Source organism: Arthrobacter oryzae, assembly GCF_031454875.1.
GTDB classification, from domain to species: Bacteria; Actinomycetota; Actinomycetes; order Actinomycetales; family Micrococcaceae; genus Arthrobacter; species Arthrobacter oryzae_D.
This window is the reverse complement of sequence record NZ_JAVDRQ010000001.1, coordinates 669,142-685,232: the sequence shown is the minus strand read 5'-3', so window position 1 is coordinate 685,232 and position 16,091 is coordinate 669,142. Positions and strand designations below refer to the sequence as shown.

The window sequence follows — 16,091 nt, the reverse complement described above, 5'->3', positions numbered from 1 at the left end:
CCGGCGCGGCGGCGCAGGCGGGTCTCGTCGACGTCGACAATCAGGCAGGCGCCGTCGTTCAGGGTGACGGCGAGCGGCTGGGCGCCGCCCATGCCGCCGCAGCCGCCAGTGAGGGTCAGGGTGCCGGCGAGGGTGCCGTTTTCGTCCCCGGTGAGCTTGCGGGCGATCGCGGCAAAGGTCTCGAAGGTGCCCTGCAGGATGCCCTGGGTGCCGATGTAGATCCAGGAGCCGGCGGTCATCTGGCCGTACATCATCAGGCCCTCGGCCTCGAGGCGGCGGAATTCGGGCCAGTTGGCCCAGTCGCCGACGAGGTTGGAGTTGGCCAGCAGCACCCGCGGCGCCCATTCGTTGGTGCGGAAGACACCGACAGGCTTGCCGGACTGGACCAGCAGGGTCTCGTCCTTTTCCATGGTCTCCAGCGTGCGGGTGATGGCGTCGAACGCTGCCCAGGACCGGACGGCGCGGCCGGTGCCGCCGTAGACCACCAGGTCATCGGGGCGCTCGGCCACCTCCGGGTCCAGGTTGTTCATCAGCATGCGCAGCGGGGCTTCAGTCTGCCAGGACTTGGCAGTGAGCTCGGTGCCGCGGGCTGCTTTGACCGGGCGGGCACCGGTGGTGAAATCGGCGGGTGCCATGAGGGGCTCCTTCGTGTGCTTGACGGTTCGTCCGGCGTTTGCCGGTTAATGGAAGTTCTGTATCCACTAAAGCCTGTCCGCGGGGCAGGAAACAGGCCTTTCGGAAGGGTGCTGTCCGGGATTCCAGACGCGCTCCCACTCCCCCAACTGGCTCGCAGATAACGTCGTGAAACGCCGTTTGGCGACGTTAACTGTCAGTCAGTTGGGAGGACTGAGGGGCTTACTGGGTGGGGCGGCCGTGGATCCGCACGGAGAGTTCGTCCGCCGCTTTCCGGACGCGGGCGGCGAGGGCGGGCCACTGGTCCGCCGGGAGTTTGTCTTCGAGGAAGGTCACGGCGACGGCCGCCGTCGGCCATCCCACGTGGTCCGTCACTGCGGCGGCAATCGAGCCGAAGCCCGGGGTCACTTCGCCGTGTTCGGTGGCGTAACCGCGCTGCCGGACCTGGTCCAGGTGCGAGGACAGCGCCGAGTACTTCATGATGGCGCCTTCCACCTCGTGCCGGGCCGTGAAAGCGGCGGCATTCGGGTACAGCGCCCGGACCTGCGACTTCGGCAAGGCTGCCAGAATGGCCCTGCCACTGGCGGTGAGATGACTGGGCAGCCGGACGCCGACGTCGGTCACCAGGGAGGGCCGGTTTTTGGCGCGCTCCTCCACGATATACAGCACGTCGCGGCCATGGAGCACAGCCAGGTGCGCACTTTCACCGATGACGTCCACGAGCGAGGCGAGCATCGGCCGGCCAAGCCTGGACAGCGGCTCCTGCCGCGAATATGCGGAGCTGAGCTCGAAGGCGCTGATGCCGAGCCCGTACCGCTGCTCCTCATGCAGGTGCATGACGAAACCGTTCGCCTCCATGACCCCCAGCAAGTGGTAGACGCTTGAGCGCGGCAGTCCCAGCGCAGTGGCAATGTTCGACGCCGCCATGGGACCGCGCTTGGAGGCCAGCAGTTTGAGGATTCGCAGTGTGTTCTCGGCCGCCGGGACTTTCGACGTCGCCTTTACTGCCGTCTTTGACGCCGCCCGTGCGGGCGTCTCGCCGTCCGCCATATTTCCTCCATCGTTCGCGGCCGGACCCTTCGACTGATGATGGGCAGGTGTCCGGTATCCCGTACTTAAGCGTGCGCCCTGCCGAGTCCCCCGGCGAGGCCATCGAACCACACCGATGTCCGGGATACCAGACATTGCCGCACGGAGGGCGCGGCCGATGCTTCGATGGAGGTCACGAGCCGTTGCCGCCGCTGTGGCGGCTAAAGCACCAGGGCGGAGAACGCAGCTATGACCAAACCACTGTCAGGAAAGGTCGCCCTGGTGGCCGGGGCCACCCGCGGAGCAGGTCGCGGTACCGCCGTCGCACTCGGCGAAGCCGGTGCCACCGTGTATTGCACGGGCCGGAGCACGCGGGGACTACGGTCCGACTACGGCGGGCCGGAGACCATCGAGGACACCGCCGCGCAGGTCGATGCGGCCGGCGGGACGGGTATTGCCGTGGCCGTGGACCACCTGGAACCGGAGGCGGTGGAGTCGCTCGTGCAGCGGATCGACGACGAGCAAGGACGCTTGGACATTCTGGTGAACGACATTTGGGGCGGGGAAAGCCTCATCGAATGGGAAACCCCGATATGGACGCACAACCTGGCTTCCGGCCTGCGGATGCTGCACACCGCCGTCGATACGCACCTCATCACCAGCCATTTCGCCTTGCCGCTGCTAATCCGGAACCCCGGCGGCATGGTGGTGGAAATGACTGACGGCACCCGGGATTACAACGCCGGGCACTACCGGGTCTCTGCGTTCTACGACCTGGTGAAAAACTCAGTCCTGCGGCTCGCCTTCAGCCAGGCCGAGGAGCTGAAGCCGTTCGGCTGCACCGCAGTGGCGCTGACCCCTGGCTGGATGCGCTCTGAAATGATGCTTGAGCATTTCGGCGTCAACGAAGCGACTTGGCGGGAAGCTGAGCCGACGCAGCCCCATTTCGCTGCCATCTCGGAGAGCCCGCGCTTTGTGGGCCGCGCCGTTGCCGCGCTGGCCGCTGACCGGGACGTGCACCGCCGCACCGGCGGCTCCTTCTCCTCCGGCGGCCTGGCGCAGGAGTACGGTTTCACGGACACCGACGGCTCGCGGCCCGACTGCTGGCGCTACCTGGTGGAGGTCATGGATGCCGGGCATCCAGCGGACGCCACCGGCTACCGCTGAGGCTCCGGGGTTGGGGCTGTCCGGGCGGGGCGCTGCGGGCGGGCGCTGCGCAATCCTAGACGTCTGCGCAGGCCTCGGAGCTCAGCCAGAGCCACAAGTCCGCAAATGGGTCTTCGGGCAGGGCGTCGTCGTGAACTTGGCGTGGCAACTCCCAGTCCGGCAACGGATCTTCGGGCAGCAGGTTGTCGAGCTGTTCGGGCCTGCCGGTGCCGCCGTTGTCCGTCGTGGCCATGGCCGAGAGCTGGCTTGGCCAGTGTGGTGGTTCCCAGTCGGGTTGTTCGCTGGGATATTGGCGTCCGGTGGGTGAGGTCCAGCCGGGCGGGTCGTTAACGCTGGCACCGGCGGGTGTCCAGGCGGTGGAGTGTTTGAGCCGGTGGTGTTTGGGGCATGGTTGTCCGAGGTTGCTGATCCCGGTGGTCCCGCCGTGCGCCCAGGCAAGGAGGTGATCGGCGTCGTTGTCCAGGGAATGGTTGCTGCAGCCAGGGAAGGGGCACTTCCCGTCCCTGAGTCGCAACCATTGCCGCAGCGGCCGGGATATCCGGTAGCTGGTCCGGCCGATCTCCAGCGGCGCACCATCGCGCGGGTCAATCAGCACCCGCAGGAACGATGACGCCCCGTCCGCGACGAGGGCACGCGCCACGGACGGCGGTACCGGGCCGTACCCGTCCAGCATGGCCGGTTCCTCGGTCAGGCCCAGCAGCGAGAACACCGGAACCGTGACCAGGACCTGCGCCACGGGCGAGGGAACATCACCCAACGGCACCCGACCGCCTTGGGCGCCCCCGGCCCGGTGCAAGTCCATGGCGTTGCCGTCCGGCGCGCGGTCGACGTTGTTGCCGCCGCAAACACCGCCGGCAGCACTGTTCGGTGGGCCCGCGGGGGTTCGTTCACGGCCGGCGGTGAGGAGCCAGGTCGCGGTGACGTCGGCGCGGAGTTGGGTCAGGGTCCTGGCCTCATCCGGGCCCTGAAGGGACCGCGCGGCACTGGTGCTACGGTCCCAGATCCCCGCGGCGGTAGCGGCCGGGAGGTAGGCAGAGAGCCAGGCCATGCCGTCACGGTCCGGGATGTACTCCACCCGCCGGTCCGCGACACCGCGGGCATGGCGTGTTTCGATGCTGACCGGGTGGTGCCGTTCCCGCCAGGTACGGGCTTTGGCCCGGAACCGGGCCGGGGCAAGGTCCCCGGCAGGGCAGCCGCGTGCCGGGGCGGGCGCGGCCGGGTCCAGGAAATGCGCCTCCAAAGCCGCAGCGCCGGCCCGGTCGAGGTTAGCGGTTTCGTCCACCATGACCCGGGCGTGCTGCCACGAAATGGTCCCGGCCCCCAGCGCGGACAACGTCAGCGGAAGCGTGCGGGTGAGCGCGTGCGCTTCGGCGAGGAAGGCACTGGCGGTGCGTTCGCTGACCGTCAGGACACACGCGACCTCGGCCGTTATGGCCATCTCCTGGGCAGTCCGTTCCTGCGCAGACACAGCCGGCGCCGCCATCGCCCTAGCCGCATCGGCGTATCCGGCGGCAAGGTGCACCTTCAGGGCAGCCATCTCCGCTTCAACACGGGACGCTTCGGCCAGCCCGTCCAGGCACGCATCCGCAAGGTCCCGCAGAACATCAGCACCCTCCGGACCATCATCAGAATCACGCCGGAGCACACCACCCAGCACAGCAACGGAAGCCTCGACAGCCCCCAACGCCCCCACCACGGCTCTGCTTTCCATACCCACAGCATCCCAGCAGGCACTGACATTAATGATCCCCCGCAGAGTCACCCCCCAGGGCCACAACTGCCCGCTCGCGCCCACACCCCAGGGGCCACAACTGCGAGCCACACATTCTGAAATCGAAGACACCAAGAGCCGGTGAGTCTGATCACAGCTGCCCCGAACATGGTCTGCTGGATAGCGATCCCCCTCCCAATGACGAGAAGGTATTCGCATGCAACAAGCCCAGACAGATGCCAAAACGGGGGCGCCCGAAAACAGCACCAGCACCGGCGGCACGGTCCGCGCCGCCGCGGGCGCCGCCGTCGACACCGTTCTGAACCGCGGGCTCAACGTCCGCCACATCCGCTTCATGGCCTTGGGGTCGGCCATCGGCACGGGGCTTTTCTACGGTTCGGCCTCGGCCATCCAAAAGGCCGGCCCGGCGGTTCTCCTCGCGTACATGATCGGCGGCGCCGCCGTGTTCATGGTGATGCGGGCACTGGGCGAAATGGCCGTCCGTCACCCGGTTTCCGGTTCCTTCGGCCAGTACGCGAGCCGCTACCTCGGCCCGCTGGCCGGGTTCGTGACCGGCTGGACGTACGTGTTCGAGATGGCAATCGTGGCCATCGCAGACGTCACGGCCTTCAGTATCTATATGGGATTCTGGTTTCCGGAAGTGGAACGTTGGATCTGGGTCCTGGCCATCATCTTCTTCCTGGCGGCCCTGAACCTGCTCAGCGTCAAGGTTTTCGGCGAGCTGGAGTTCTGGTTCTCGCTGATCAAAGTCGTGGCAATCATCGCCATGATCGCCGGCGGTGCCGCCATCATCATCTTCGGTTTCCAGGCGGGCGGGGCAACAGTTGCGCCGGGTATCGGCAACCTGGTGGAGCATGGGGGCATGTTCCCCAACGGCTTCGAGGGGCTCCTGGCATCGTTCGCCGTCGTGATGTTCGCCTTCGGCGGGATCGAGACCATCGGCGTCACGGCAGGTGAAGCGGCCGATCCCAAGAAGGTCATTCCCAAGGCAGTCAACACCGTGCCCGTGCGCGTGCTCCTGTTCTACGTCCTGACCCTGGCCGTGCTGATGAGCCTCTTCCCCTGGAACGAGGTGGGCACCAACGGCAGCCCGTTCGTCCAGATCTTCAGCGGCCTGGGCATCCCCGCGGCACCGCACATCCTCAACGCCGTGGTGATTACGGCCGCCCTGTCCGCCATCAACAGCGACATCTTCGGCGCCGGCCGCATCCTCTTTGGCCTCGCGAGGCAGGGCCACGCCCCCGCCAGCTTTGGCAAGGTCTCCCGCCATGGTGTGCCGTGGATGACCGTGGTGATGATGGCCGTCGTCCTGTTGGTGGGCGTGGTCCTGAACGCTGTCATGCCGAAGGACGTGTTCCTGCTGATCGCCTCGATCGCGACCTTCGCCACCGTCTGGGTGTGGGTAATGATCCTGGCGTCCCATGTGGCAATGAAGCGGGAGATTGCCCGCAAGGGCCTGCCGGCGTCGGAGTTCCCGTCCCCCTGGTGGCCGGCGGCCTCCATCCTGACCATCGCATTCATGGCCATGGTGATCGTCATCCTGGGCGCGTTTGAGGACTCCCGGGTCGCCCTCTACGTGGGCGCCGTCTGGCTGGGCGTGCTGGTGGTGGCGTACCGGGTGTGGGTCCGTGGCCACGGCCGTTCCCGCGCCGAACTGGTGGATGAGACAGCGTCGATCCCCGTGGTGGAAGCCCGCCGCTGACAGGTCCCTGCCGCGAATATCTGAGGTGTCACCCGGTCGGGAGCCAATCGACGTGCGAATCGTAGTCATAAACGCGGCACACCCGCCGGTCGGTCTGGGCGGGCCCGTCCGGGGGCTGCGTGGTGACAGTGAGTTCGACGTCGTACGACTCCAGGCCAGGACCCGCCGTTGACCGCTGCGGGAGTCCGCCGTACTCCACGGCAACGAGCGAGTAGGGGCGCGGCACCACAGTTCCGCTGACGATCCCGGAGTTGGACGCGTCCCTCTGCAGGCGGCGGCTGCAGCTGTCCGTCACGCGCTGTACGGTCTGCGCATCCGGGACGGCACCGGCCGGTTCGCTCGCCGCCGGCGGCCCGGACGACGGCGGCGAGGAGGGTACCGGAGCAGACAGCGCCGGAGTGGACGGCGCCGGAGCGGATGACGGCGCAGCGGCCGACGGCGGCCGGCCCGCCGGCGATTGGTCCCCGGCCGGCGGGGCGACCGCCCCGGAGGTGGTCCCGGCAGAGTCCCCCGTGGCGGGCGCCGTAGACGGCGCCAGGGCCGTGGGCGCCTCAGCAGTTGGCTCAGGGTCAGCGGGCACCGGGTCAGCGGGCGCCTGCGCAGCCGGCGGCGTCAGCCGGGCTGAACCTCCCGCCGTCGTCCACGCCCCGCTGGGGATCTGGGCAAGGCCAACCACGATGGCGACCATGGCGATGGTGGTCGCGGCAACTCCCACCTGCCCGGGCGCCTGCCTGCCGGTTGAATTTTTGAGCACAGCCGCCCCTAACGACGTCGCGGGCCGTAGTCCCCGAGCCTAGGACCGCGGCGGCGTGCCCGCACGGGTGCGCGGTACCTGTCTTTGCAGCCAGTCACTCAGGCCGACGTGGGGATTTCACCTGCTCCCGCTTTACAAAAACGGGCCAAGTAGTCCGCCAAAAATTTCGAGTGTCGGACGGTACAGAAGGGGTAGTAGTTACGCATGTGACGCGTGGGGTTTAGCTCCTAGGGTGGTCAGCAGGCGCACCGGAGTATTTTGAACCGTTTGTCGCAGCCCCCGGGCCGCCTGCGAGTCCTGCTGGTCCAGGTACTGCAAAGGAGTGGTTTTGATGAAGGATCTTCGAGCCTCCCGGCCCGCTCACCCCCGCGACAGGCGCCGCCTGATCTGCTGGCTCAACGAGGCGGCCGAGAAAATGCGCACCGCCACAGTGCCCTACAAGATCGGGGACGTTGTCCTCGGCGATGACCCCTTCAATGGCCGCCGGCTTGGCGTGGTGGCGGTCATTCGCGGCTCGTCGCTTGGCCTGCGGACAGCAGCCGACGCCCACCCCGATCTCGTCCCCGAGTTCGTCTTTTACGACTACCGCCAGGTGAGGCGGCCGGACTAGCACCCGGTTTTGCCGGCCCGGCGGGGCTAGAATCAGGCATGGTTCCACTGAGCAACCTTCTGACCTTTGCGCTGGCAGCCGCTGTCCTGATTGCCGTACCCGGACCGAGCGTCCTCTTCGTGATCGGGCGCAGCCTGGCCCTGGGCCGCAAGGGCGGCCTGCTGAGCGTCCTGGGTAACGCGCTCGGAATGATTCCCCAGATCGTTGCGGTGGCGCTCGGTGTCGGGGTTGCCCTGGCACAATCCGTCCTGCTCTTCACCATCGTGAAGTTCGCCGGTGCCACCTACCTCGTGTTCCTCGGCGTCCAGGCCATCAGGCACCGAGGACGGAGTACGACGGCGGCCGATCCGTCGCGTTCCGCCTCGACTTTCCGGGTTCTCCGGGAAGGCTTCATTGTGGGTGCCACCAACCCGAAATCGCTGGTCTTTTTCGTAGCGGTGCTGCCGCAGTTCGTGGAATACACTGCCGGCGCCATCCCGCTGCAGCTGGCTGTCCTGGGCGCGGTGTTCCTTCTGATCGCCCTGGTCTCGGACAGCATCTGGGCCATAGCAGCAGGCACCGCCCGCCAGTGGTTCGCCCGCTCTCCCAGGCGCATCTCCACGCTCAGCACCACCGGCGGAGCCATGATGATTGCCCTGGGCGGCTCCCTCGCTTTGACCGGCACCAGGAACTAGGCGGAGGGGCGGCTCAGCCGTCGGTTTTCAGCAGGTCGTCCATGTCGAACAGCCCTTCAATGGCGGCCGCCGTGTCCGTCAACGGCGCGTCGGTTCTGCCGCCGCAGTTCTCGGCCGACTTGGAGTACCGCTCTTTGCCGCCGTCCCGGATGATGATCCTCGAGGCGGAGCCTCCGGCGCAGCCGGGCTTCGGTGCGGCAATATCCTGGGTACGCTGAGGCAGGGTGCCCGCCATCCCAATAACCTTGGCCCAGGTTTCGGCCGGCATCGCGGCTGTTTCCTGGCGCAGCACGTCACCATAGGAATCCACCGTGATGCTGGCTTCCGTCTCTGAAGCCTGGATGATGTAGCTGCGATGGTACCGAGGCGGGACGGAATTGTCCCGGAAGCTGTACTCCACAGTGGTCTCCGCAGGGTCCAGTTCGAGAGTGGGTGTACAGGCAGCGACCAGTCCAATACAGACTGCGGCCATGACAGTGAACGCGATGCGGCGACGCATGAATCCCCCTTTGGCGGCCGAACGTGCCACTAGCTTAGCGGGAGTGCACCCATGGCCCCGACCGTCCCAAAACGGGTTAGCGCGCCGACCAGCCACCGTCCATGGTGTAGCTGGCGCCGGTGACCATGCCGGCGTCGTTCGAGGCGAGCCAGGTGACCAGCGAGGCGACTTCCTCCGGCTCCACTAGGCGCTTGATGGCGGATTCCGTGAGCATGATCCTGGCCAGGACCTCGGACTCGGGGATGCCGTGGACTTTGGCCTGGTCAGCGATTTGCGCCTCCACCAGCGGCGTGCGGACGTAGCCGGGGTTGATGCAGTTGGACGTAACCCCGTGTTCCCCGCCCTCAAGTGCCGTCACCTTGCTCAGCCCTTCCAGGCCGTGCTTGGCGGATACGTACGCGCTCTTGAACGGGGACGCACGGATTCCGTGCACTGAGGAGAGGTTGATGATGCGGCCGAACCCGTTGGCATACATGTGGGGCAGGGCCGCCCGGACCAGCAGGAACGGCGCCTCCAGCATCAGGGTGAGGATGCGGCGGAAATCCGCGGGGTCGAAGTCCTGGATGGGGCTGATGCGCTGGATCCCGGCGTTATTGACCAGGATGTCGCAGTCCAGGCTGAGGGTTCCCAGGGCGTCGACATCCAGCAGGTCCACGGCCCAGGCGGTGCCGCCGACTTCATCGGCAAGGGCGGTGGCGCCGGCTTCGTCAACATCCGCCACCACCACCTTGGCGCCCCTTGCCGCCAAGGCACGGACGCTCGCTGCGCCAATTCCGCTGGCGCCGCCGGTTACGAGGGCCTTGCGGCCGTTCAGAGTGTTTTCCATAATTCCAGCCCTACATTCCAGAAATTCGAAGTCCGGCAACAAGTCCAGCGAAAATCAGTCCAGCAACATCAGAGGCTCAACACTGCCACCACGGTGACGGCGCACCCACGCTCATCTTGGTTCTCCTTAGTGTCCTCGTCGACACGTGCTGTGATCCACAGCACTATGGGTTCAGATGAGTATTGCTGCACAAACTCTGCGATTCAATGGCTAAAACGGCACCCCTTGTGTGCAGAATTGCAGATATGGATACCAATCCCGATGACCTGCTGGTCCTGCTGGCCGTCTCCCGGTCAGCCAAATTCACGACGGCGGCGCAGGCGCTCGGCCTGAACCACACCACGGTTTCGCGCCGGATAGCAGCGCTGGAGAAAACCCTGGGCGGGCGGGTCCTCTCCCGGGCGGCCGGCGGCTGGGAACTCACGGAACTCGGTGCGGAGGCCGTGCAGGTGGCCGAACAGGTGGAAAGCGCGGTGCGCAGCCTGGGCCAGCCGGGCAAGGCACCGGACCCCATCACGGGCGTCGTCCGCATGACGGCGACTGACGGCTTCAGCGCCTATGTCGCTGCGCCCGCCGTCGCCCGGCTGCGGCGCAAGCACCCCGGGCTCAGCGTGGAGATCGTGACCGTGACCCGGCGGGCCCTGCAGCAGCGCTCCGGCCTGGACATCGAGGTAGTTGTGGGCGAGCCCCAAGTGCACCGCGCGGAGGCATTCAAACTGGGCGAGTACGTGCTGGGCATGTACGCCTCACGGACCTATCTGGCGGAAAACGGGACACCGGCAACGGTGGAGGAACTGACGGAACATCCGCTGGTGTATTTCGTGGACTCCATGCTCCAGGTGGACGACCTTGACGCTCCCCGCCGTCTGGTCCCCGCCATGAAGGACGGCCTGACTTCCACCAACGTGTTTGTCCATGTGGAGGCGACACGGGCCGGTGCGGGAGTCGGCTTCCTGCCCTGTTTCATGGGCGACCAGCACGGCGATCTGGTCCGACTGCTTCCCGAGGCCTTCTCCGAGCGGCTCCCCTACTGGATGGTGCTGCGGCCGGACTCGATGCGGCGGCCGGCGGTGGCCGCCGTCGTACAGGCCCTGCGGGACCAGGCGGTGGAATACCGGGAGGCGCTCCTGGGCCGGCGCTGAACCGTGCGCGGGCCGGTGCTGACCCTGCGGGGGCCGGTGCTGACCCTGCGGGGGCCGGGTGGTATAGCCGGGGGGTATATATTCGGCAGGCCATACGGCGTAGTGTCAGAGGTAGGAGATGTCGGAGAGCCTTCGCGGTGTGAGTGCGTCGAATCTGTGTGCGTCCACCATCTTGGCTGCGGGCGATCGAGAGTCCACGGCCCCCGCCCGGTCCCTAGGACCCGGCTTTTGAAGGATCGAGACCGTCATGGTTCCCGGCACCGGCCAGGCTCCAAACTCGGAGCAGCTGCAGGACCTTCTGCTTGAAAGCCCTGGTTTCACGGAGTTCCTGTTGGGACTGACCACCATATCCGCCTCCCGCCTTGGCGGCCAGGAACCGATGCTGTGCGCCATCACAGTGGAACGGAACGGCAGCCCGGCCACTGTGGCGAGCAGCGAGCCGGAGGCCCTGCGGATGGATGAGAAGCAGTACGACGTCGACGACGGCCCGTGCCTGACAGCCCTCCGGCTGCAGCACACTGTCGTGGTCCCGGACCTCGGAAGGGACAGCCGCTGGCATCGTTATGCCGCCGCAGTTTCCGGGGAGGGGATCCGTTCCGTCCTGGCAGTTCCCATTGGGACCGACCCGGGGGCGGCCGCGGCACTGAACTGCTACGCACGCGGGCTCGATGCGTTCGACGCGGGCACCATCGCGGCTATCGAAGAGCACGCAGATTCCATTTCGCGCATCCTGCGGCTGGCATTACGTGTGCATCCGCCGGAAATCTACCCCGAAGACCTCCGCTCAGCCCTCAAATCGAGGGCGGTCATCGACGCTGCCGTTGCGCTGATCATGGTCCAGAACCGCTGCAGCCACGATCAGGCGATGGAGCTCCTGCACCTGGCGGCTCGCGCCACCGACTCGAAGCTGCACACCATAGCCACGGATATCCTGTCCGGTGCCGAGCTTCCCGGCAAGGGTGTCCGGTAAGAGTGAAGAAGCCCCTGCGCGAGTCCTGGGGACTCAAGCGCGGGGGCTCCTTTGCCCTCCGGTCTTGGGGGAAAGCGGAGAGCTTCCACAAACTTACAGCCAGTGCGGGGCGCGAACGGACAAATGCGGCCCTGAGCGCACATTCTTGAGGCAACTTTGTTCTGCCGGGACTTTTGTTGCGGTGGCCTTGAGCCATTATTGCGGGAACGGCCGCGATGCCCTAGTCCGTTGAACTGTGTTCCGGGGCCGGGGCCGGAGCGTGGGCATGGTCCTGGGCCGGGGCATGGGCATGGTCCTCCGCCGGATCGTGGCGGACGGGCGCGCCCGCCGCAAAAGCCCGTACCTTGGCGTCATCCCAGATGTGGGCGGGAACGCCTCCGCCCAGGAGCCTGCGAGCCAGCCGGGGGTCGTCATCGAACGGCTGGTCGCTACCGGCCATCACCATGTTCCCGTAGCGCCGGCCCTTGAGCATGGCGGGGTCGGCGATGATGATTGTGTGTTCGAACGTGGCCGCGATGCCGGCCGCGTCCTCGCGGGCATTTTTCAGGTCCGGGGCATCACCGGAATTCACCACGTAGATGCCGCCCGGCACCAGCACTCGCTTGGCATGCTCATTGAATTCAGCGGTGGTCAGCGGCCGGGGCGTCAGCGCACCGGCAAACACATCGCGGATGATCAGGTCGCGGGTCTGCGGGGTCAGCGACTCCGTTACCTCACGCGCTTCCCCCACGCGCAGCCGCAGCAGCGGGGCCTTGGGCAGGTCGAACCAGCCGCGGACGTACTCGGCGAGCTTGCCGTCAAGTTCCACCACCACCTGGCGCGCCTCCGGGTAGGCGGTGTGGAAGTAGCGGGCCAGCGAGCATGCTCCGCCGCCAAGATGCAGGGCGCGGAGCTTGGGCCTGGTCTGTGGGGGCCACCGCGATTCCACCAGCGCAGCGATCCACCGCATGTACTCGAAGTCGAGGAAGAGCGGGTCCGCCAAATCGATGTGCGAGCTCATCACGCCGTTGATGCGCAGGAGCCAGCCGTTGGAATTGTCCTGGTCCGCGATCAGCTCGCAGTCCCCGGTATCGATGTAATAGACGCCCTCAACCGGCCCGTCAGGGCGGGTTCCCTTCGGCACTTCCACCACTCCCGGCGTCGAACGTTCGGCGTTCCTGCCGGCTGCCCGGCCTTTGCGTCCCACTTAGCCAGCCACCGCATTGCTCATGCCTCAACCCTAGTTGACCGGCGCCTCGCCGACTTCTGCGCCTTCACCGTTCCGGATCCGTTGGACGACGGCGGTGGTGGACAGGTCCGGCACATAGTCCAGGATGGTCACCGTGCCGCCGAAGCGTTCCACCGCCTCCGTTTCGGCCAGCATTTCCGGGGTATAGTCCCCGCCCTTCGCATAGATCTCCGGCCGGAGCTTCTCGATCAGCGGGATCGGCGTGGGCGTATCGAACACGGTCACGTAGTCCACGCAGCTCAGCGCTGCGATCACGCCGGCGCGGTCGGCCACCGAGTTGATGGGCCGGTCCGGGCCTTTCAGCCGGCGCACTGACGCATCACTGTTCAGCGCCACCACCAGGATGTCCCCGAGTTGCTTGGCCTGGTTGAGGTACCGGGTGTGGCCGCGGTGCAGCACGTCAAAGCAGCCGTTGGTGAGCACAATCCGGCGTCCCTCGGCGCGGTCGGCCTGGATGTGGCGGGCGAGTTCGTCGGCGCTGAGGGCGGTATCGGCGAAACTTGCCAGGTGCCGGGTGAGGTCGGCGGTGCTGCAGACGGATGTTCCGGGGTGGTGGACCACGACGTCGGCCGCTGCCTGGGCCAGGTCCACGCTGGTGCTGAGCGGCAGCGTGGCGGCGCGGGCCAGCGTCAGGGCCGCCACGAACGTATCTCCGGCGCCGGAGGCCTGTTTCTCCGTGGCCGGCCTGGCCCAGGTCCGGTGCGAATCGCCCGTCCCGGGCAACAGCAGCGTGCCGTCCCGGTCCAGGGTAACCACCACGGCGCGTGCCCCGGTGGCGTCGATGAGCTCGTCCCGGCGGGCGGCCATGACGGCCGGGCGGTCGCTTCCGGACGTGAGCTGAATGCCGAGGAGCCTGGCCGCTTCCGCCGCGTTCGGCGTGGCCAGGTCCGGCCGCATCCCGGCCCAGGGGCGGGGATCGTGGGCGTCCACCACGGCAAGCTGCGAGGCGTCCCTCGAGCTGAGCATCTCAAGGAGGGCGCTCCGGACCGGACCTTGCAGGGCGCCCGTTCCGTAGTCGCACACCACCACGGCGTCCTGGCCCCGGACTGCTGCCGGTAAGGACAAGGCGAGCGCCGCGAGCGCGTCGGACGGGACCTTGCCGGTCACGTCGTCGAACCTCAGCAGGACCTGGCCCGCGCTGCTGATGCGGATCTTTGAAGTGGTGACCATGTCGGGATGCTCATGCAGGTGGCTGGTGTTCACGCCGGCGGCGCGGAGCTGCCGCCGCAGCTCCATCCCGGCGTCGTCGCAGCCCACCAGGCCTGCGACGCGCACCTTTGCCCCCAATGCCGCCAGGTTCATGGCGGTGTTGGCCGCCCCGCCCGGCGCGAACATGCGCCGGGTGATGTCAACCACCGGGGCGGGAGCCTCGCGGCACAGACGGTCGATGGATCCGCTCCACCAGCCGTCCAGCATGACATCCCCAATGACCGTCACAGAAGGGGCGACGGCGGCAAGTCGGGCAGGCAGCCAGTCCGCCAGTCCGCGCTGTTCGGTGAGTCGGCGCTGTTCGGTGAGTCCGCGCTGATCAGCGGGTCCGCGCTCTTCATCCCCGCTCACCACGCCTCCCGCCGCTCCACAGCGTCCGCCTCCACAACATCAGCCGCCGCAGCGGCCACCGCGGTACTGGCCGGCGGCGGGGCCGCCAGGTGCACCACCTTGACCCGGGTGAATTCATCCAGCAGCTCGGGCCCGTAGCCGAAGCCGTGCCCGCTATCCCCGCGCGGCTGCGCGGCCCCACCGGGGGCGCCGCCGAACACCTCGTTAATTTTCACTGTGCCCACGGGCAGCGCGGCGATGGCCTGCTGTGCGTGGGCGATCCGGCCGGTCAGCACGGTTGCGGCCAGGCCGTAGCGGCCACCCGCCGCCAGCCTGAGCCCTTCATCGAAGCTGTCCACCACCTGAACCGGCGCCACGGGGCCGAACGTCTCCTCAGTCATGATGTCCATGTCCGCCGTGCAATCGAGCAGGACGGTGGCCGGGTAATACGCCCCCGGCCCGGCCGGCACCGATCCGCCTTCGACGGCACGCGCCCCGGATTCCAGGGCGTCGGCAACCTGCCGGTGGACCATCTCGCGCATGCGGACATCCACCAGCGGTGCCAGGTTTCCGTCAAGGTTGCGGCGCCGAGCCTGGCTTTCCAGCGCCGCGCAGAACGGCCCGGCGATGGCCCGGTGCACATAAATGCGCTCCACGGCGGTGCAGATCTGGCCGCTGTTGCTGAACGCTCCCACAGCCGCCTGCTCCGCCGCCCACACGGGGTCGACGTCGTCGTCCACCACCAGCGGATCGTTGCCGCCGTTCTCACGGATGACGTGCGCCCCCGTCAGGTTGGAGGCCCTGGCAATCCTGGCCCCTGCCGCACTGGAGCCGACGTGTGCCACGACATCCACCCCGGTCTGTTCGGTCAGCAGGGCGCCAACGCCGGAACCGCCGGTCAGCGAAATCAGCACATCAGGCGGGAAAGCAGCGCCCAAGATTTCCCCGAGCATCGCACCCAGGTGCGGACACCGCTCGCTGGGCTTGTGGACCACCGTGTTTCCGGTGACCAGGGCGGCGCCGATGAGGCCGCAGGCCACGGCCACGGGATCGTTCCACGGCGTCAGCACCACCGCAACCCCGCGGGGCTCGGCAATGGTGTAGTCAGACGCCAGCGGGTTGCCCCTCAGGCTGTGCCCCCGGTGCACCGGACCGAGCTCGGCATACTGCTCGAGGGTGGAAACTCCCGCGGCGATCCCGGCAAGGGCCTCGTCCACGGGGCGTCCGGTCTCACGGTTGTTCATCCGGGCAAGCTCCGGTGCCGCTTCTGCAAGGGCTCGGGCGGCAACGCGGAGGCTGGCCCCCCGCTCCGCCGGCAGCGTTGCGGCCCACCCCTGAAGGGCTGCACGAGCGGCATTGACCGCCTTCCGGACGTGGAGGGGCACAGCTTCCGGCAAGGCGCCTACGTCCTCCCCTGTTTGGGGATCACGTATGACTATCATTTCCCGCGCGTGGTTGTGGATGCGCTGGACGATCGCGGACATGGGACTCCTTCCGAAAGACGGCCGCGCCCCTTCCGGCGATTGCCGGGTTCCGGCGATTGCCGGGTATCAGCGGTTGCCGGGTGATCAGGGGCGTGGACGCTG

Annotated in this window: 14 protein-coding genes and 1 pseudogene; 6 read left to right on the top strand and 9 right to left on the bottom strand. The window is 67.4% G+C overall.

The window, feature by feature from the left end; genetic code table 11:
* Both J2805_RS03215 and J2805_RS03210 read right to left on the bottom strand, forming a co-directional pair.
* Positions 1-635 (bottom strand): annotated as a pseudogene (locus J2805_RS03215) (urocanate hydratase); the annotation flags it as partial.
* 220 nt (positions 636-855) lie between these two features.
* Positions 856-1,683, bottom strand: coding sequence for an IclR family transcriptional regulator (locus tag J2805_RS03210; protein ID WP_309969022.1), 828 nt, complete (start codon positions 1,681-1,683; stop codon positions 856-858).
* 228 nt (positions 1,684-1,911) lie between these two features.
* Here J2805_RS03210 and J2805_RS03205 point away from each other — a divergent pair, with 228 nt between their 5' ends.
* Entirely contained in the window at positions 1,912-2,829 is a 918-nt protein-coding gene (locus J2805_RS03205; RefSeq protein WP_309969019.1) for an SDR family oxidoreductase, read from the top strand.
* 55 nt (positions 2,830-2,884) lie between these two features.
* Here J2805_RS03205 and J2805_RS03200 read toward each other — a convergent pair whose 3' ends face one another.
* Positions 2,885-4,540, bottom strand: coding sequence for an HNH endonuclease signature motif containing protein (locus tag J2805_RS03200; protein WP_309969016.1), 1,656 nt, complete (start codon positions 4,538-4,540; stop codon positions 2,885-2,887).
* Positions 4,541-4,757: 217 nt separating this feature from the next.
* Between J2805_RS03200 and J2805_RS03195 the strand changes: the two genes are divergently transcribed.
* Positions 4,758-6,263, top strand: coding sequence for an amino acid permease (locus J2805_RS03195; RefSeq protein ID WP_309969013.1), 1,506 nt, complete (start codon positions 4,758-4,760; stop codon positions 6,261-6,263).
* 28 nt (positions 6,264-6,291) lie between these two features.
* Here J2805_RS03195 and J2805_RS03190 read toward each other — a convergent pair whose 3' ends face one another.
* Complete coding sequence (locus J2805_RS03190) at positions 6,292-7,017, bottom strand: hypothetical protein (protein WP_309969010.1); 726 nt, start codon at positions 7,015-7,017, stop codon at positions 6,292-6,294.
* Between the two features lie 331 nt (positions 7,018-7,348).
* Between J2805_RS03190 and J2805_RS03185 the strand changes: the two genes are divergently transcribed.
* Together J2805_RS03185 and J2805_RS03180 are read left to right on the top strand one after the other, a co-directional pair.
* Positions 7,349-7,627 (top strand): hypothetical protein, encoded by a 279-nt coding sequence (locus J2805_RS03185; protein WP_309969008.1) that lies wholly within the window; start codon positions 7,349-7,351, stop codon positions 7,625-7,627.
* A gap of 38 nt (positions 7,628-7,665) precedes the next feature.
* On the top strand, positions 7,666-8,301 hold the full coding sequence (locus tag J2805_RS03180) for a LysE family translocator (RefSeq protein ID WP_309969006.1): 636 nt from the start codon (positions 7,666-7,668) through the stop codon (positions 8,299-8,301).
* A gap of 13 nt (positions 8,302-8,314) precedes the next feature.
* Here J2805_RS03180 and J2805_RS03175 read toward each other — a convergent pair whose 3' ends face one another.
* The gene (locus tag J2805_RS03175; RefSeq protein WP_309969003.1) at positions 8,315-8,800 is read right to left on the bottom strand and encodes a hypothetical protein; all 486 of its coding nucleotides are present in this window, start codon (positions 8,798-8,800) and stop codon (positions 8,315-8,317) included.
* 76 nt (positions 8,801-8,876) lie between these two features.
* The gene (locus tag J2805_RS03170; protein ID WP_309969000.1) at positions 8,877-9,626 is read right to left on the bottom strand and encodes a 3-hydroxybutyrate dehydrogenase; all 750 of its coding nucleotides are present in this window, start codon (positions 9,624-9,626) and stop codon (positions 8,877-8,879) included.
* A 245-nt stretch (positions 9,627-9,871) separates the two neighbouring features.
* On the opposite strand from J2805_RS03170, the gene J2805_RS03165 reads away from it, so the two are divergent.
* Positions 9,872-10,768, top strand: a complete 897-nt coding sequence (locus J2805_RS03165) for a LysR family transcriptional regulator (RefSeq protein ID WP_309968996.1) — start codon at positions 9,872-9,874, stop codon at positions 10,766-10,768.
* Positions 10,769-11,015: 247 nt separating this feature from the next.
* Entirely contained in the window at positions 11,016-11,738 is a 723-nt protein-coding gene (locus tag J2805_RS03160) for a GAF and ANTAR domain-containing protein (protein ID WP_309968993.1), read from the top strand.
* A 220-nt stretch (positions 11,739-11,958) separates the two neighbouring features.
* Here J2805_RS03160 and J2805_RS03155 read toward each other — a convergent pair whose 3' ends face one another.
* Genes J2805_RS03155 through J2805_RS03145 form a run of 3 tightly spaced genes read right to left on the bottom strand, consistent with a single transcriptional unit; the run spans position 11,959 to position 15,989 of the window.
* Positions 11,959-12,924: a spermidine synthase gene (locus tag J2805_RS03155; protein ID WP_309968989.1), complete on the bottom strand. Its 966-nt coding sequence runs from the start codon at positions 12,922-12,924 to the stop codon at positions 11,959-11,961.
* Positions 12,925-12,957: 33 nt separating this feature from the next.
* On the bottom strand, positions 12,958-14,526 hold the full coding sequence (gene rfaE2 / locus J2805_RS03150; RefSeq protein ID WP_309968986.1) for a D-glycero-beta-D-manno-heptose 1-phosphate adenylyltransferase: 1,569 nt from the start codon (positions 14,524-14,526) through the stop codon (positions 12,958-12,960).
* The gene (locus tag J2805_RS03145; protein ID WP_309968983.1) at positions 14,523-15,989 is read right to left on the bottom strand and encodes an aldehyde dehydrogenase family protein; all 1,467 of its coding nucleotides are present in this window, start codon (positions 15,987-15,989) and stop codon (positions 14,523-14,525) included. Before J2805_RS03145 ends, rfaE2 begins: the two co-directional genes overlap by 4 nt.
* Positions 15,990-16,091: the final 102 nt, after the last annotated feature.

Excerpts from the sequence above, each read along its gene's own strand:
- J2805_RS03170 (WP_309969000.1), bottom strand. The coding sequence starts at position 9,626 with ATGGAAAACACTCTGAACGGCCGCAAGGCCCTCGTAACCGGCGGCGCC.
- J2805_RS03185 (WP_309969008.1), top strand. The coding sequence starts at position 7,349 with ATGAAGGATCTTCGAGCCTCCCGGCCCGCTCACCCCCGCGACAGGCGC.
- J2805_RS03175 (WP_309969003.1), bottom strand. The coding sequence starts at position 8,800 with ATGCGTCGCCGCATCGCGTTCACTGTCATGGCCGCAGTCTGTATTGGA.
- J2805_RS03210 (WP_309969022.1), bottom strand. The coding sequence starts at position 1,683 with ATGGCGGACGGCGAGACGCCCGCACGGGCGGCGTCAAAGACGGCAGTA.
- J2805_RS03165 (WP_309968996.1), top strand. The coding sequence starts at position 9,872 with ATGGATACCAATCCCGATGACCTGCTGGTCCTGCTGGCCGTCTCCCGG.
- J2805_RS03160 (WP_309968993.1), top strand. The coding sequence starts at position 11,016 with ATGGTTCCCGGCACCGGCCAGGCTCCAAACTCGGAGCAGCTGCAGGAC.
- J2805_RS03195 (WP_309969013.1), top strand. The coding sequence starts at position 4,758 with ATGCAACAAGCCCAGACAGATGCCAAAACGGGGGCGCCCGAAAACAGC.
- J2805_RS03145 (WP_309968983.1), bottom strand. The coding sequence starts at position 15,989 with ATGTCCGCGATCGTCCAGCGCATCCACAACCACGCGCGGGAAATGATA.
- J2805_RS03200 (WP_309969016.1), bottom strand. The coding sequence starts at position 4,540 with ATGGAAAGCAGAGCCGTGGTGGGGGCGTTGGGGGCTGTCGAGGCTTCC.
- J2805_RS03205 (WP_309969019.1), top strand. The coding sequence starts at position 1,912 with ATGACCAAACCACTGTCAGGAAAGGTCGCCCTGGTGGCCGGGGCCACC.
- J2805_RS03180 (WP_309969006.1), top strand. The coding sequence starts at position 7,666 with ATGGTTCCACTGAGCAACCTTCTGACCTTTGCGCTGGCAGCCGCTGTC.